The organism is Parablautia muri (assembly GCF_009917485.1).
Lineage (GTDB): Bacteria > Bacillota > Clostridia > Lachnospirales > Lachnospiraceae > Suilimivivens > Suilimivivens muri.
On sequence record NZ_QZDT01000163.1, the window covers coordinates 1 to 1,486 of the forward strand.

At 52.0% G+C, this 1,486-nt stretch carries 1 protein-coding gene; it reads left to right on the forward strand.

Going from position 1 to position 1,486, the window contains the following annotated elements; genetic code table 11:
• The first annotated feature begins 36 nt into the window (after positions 1-36).
• A protein-coding gene (locus D5281_RS24915) for an IS3 family transposase (RefSeq protein WP_160562533.1) occupies positions 37-1,220 on the forward strand; the annotation gives its coding sequence in 2 pieces (ribosomal slippage) (positions 37-331 and positions 331-1,220; 1,185 coding nt in all).
• The last annotated feature ends 266 nt before the right edge of the window (positions 1,221-1,486 follow it).

Genomic DNA, 1,486 nt, shown 5'->3' on the forward strand with positions numbered 1-1,486 from the left:
TGAAGTGCTATAATAAAGTTGTAACGGGAGTGGCTAATGAGATATAATAAAAATCACAAGAAAGAGGTACTCATTATGTCACAAAACTACACACCCGAATTTAAAAAGAAGATTGTCCGCCTCCACGAGGAAGAAGGACGAACCTACAAAAGCATCACCGCAGAGTATGGCGTATCCAAAGCCAGCATCTCCAAGTGGTGCAGTGAATTCAGCAAAGAATGCCAGACAGACCCTCAAGCCAAAGAAGATTATGACTCTATGAAGGAGAACCTCCGCTTAAAACGGGAAAATGAAGAATTGCGGAAAGAGATTGCATTCCTAAAAAAAGCGGCGGCATTCTTTGCGAAGGAAATCGGTTAGAGGCTTACCGGTTCATCGACCAACACCACGAGGAATTCGGTATCCGCTGGCTGCTGGGGCGGCTGGGGATCTGCCCGAATGCCTATTATAACTACCGGAAACACCGGAAGGCGGATTATTGCGCCCAAAAAGCAGAAGTCCAAGGGAAGATAGATGAGATCTACCACAGGCACAACGGCGTCGATGGCTACCGAAGCATGACAGCCTACCTGGAGCGCGAAGGGTATAGCTACAGCCCCGCTACCATCCATAAATATATGAACACGGAGATGGGCCTGCATTCCATCGTCCGCCCTAAAAAACCGGGGGCAAAGCCCGGGAAGCCCCATAAAATATTCGAGAACAAGCTGGGGCAGGACTTCCATGCGGACAAGCCGAACCAGAAATGGTGCACGGATTTCACATACCTGTTCCTGAAGAACGGGGACGTCCGGTACAACTGCACCATCATAGACCTCTATGACCGGAGCGTGGTGGCCAGCATAACGGACAGGCACATCACCAGCGACCTGGCCATGCGCACCCTGCAGAAGGCGCTGGATTCCCAGCATCTGGCAAAGGGAGGCCTGATCCTGCACAGCGACCAGGGGAGCCAGTATACATCGAAGGCTTTCATAGAGTTCTGCGGATCCGTCCATGTGTCCCAGAGCATGAGCAAAGCCGGGTATCCATACGACAATGCGCCAATGGAGAGGTACTTCAATACCCTGAAGAACGAGTGCACCAACCTCTATGAATTCCGGACGGAGGAGGAGCTGTACCAGACCGTGGAGGAATTCGCTTATGTTACCTACAACCATGTGCGCCCCCACTCCTACAACAGGTACAGGACGCCATTCGAAGCACGGTGCGCCGCATGATGCCGTTCCAAGATTCAGAGCCGGAGGGGATGGAAGCAGCCACCCCGCAGGGGCATGCCCTTGACAGCCGCCCAAAGGGATGTTACACTCCCAGGGCCGACGGCGGATGTACATGAAAGTCTGTTCCTGAGTTCATCGCCGTCGGTAGGCATCTGACGACATCCCTTTGGGCGGCTGTCAAGGGTGGCGGAAACAACATCTATCCTAACGGTAAGCGACTTGATTTTTTTAGCCACAAGTGTTACAAAAAAGCTTGACCACTACAA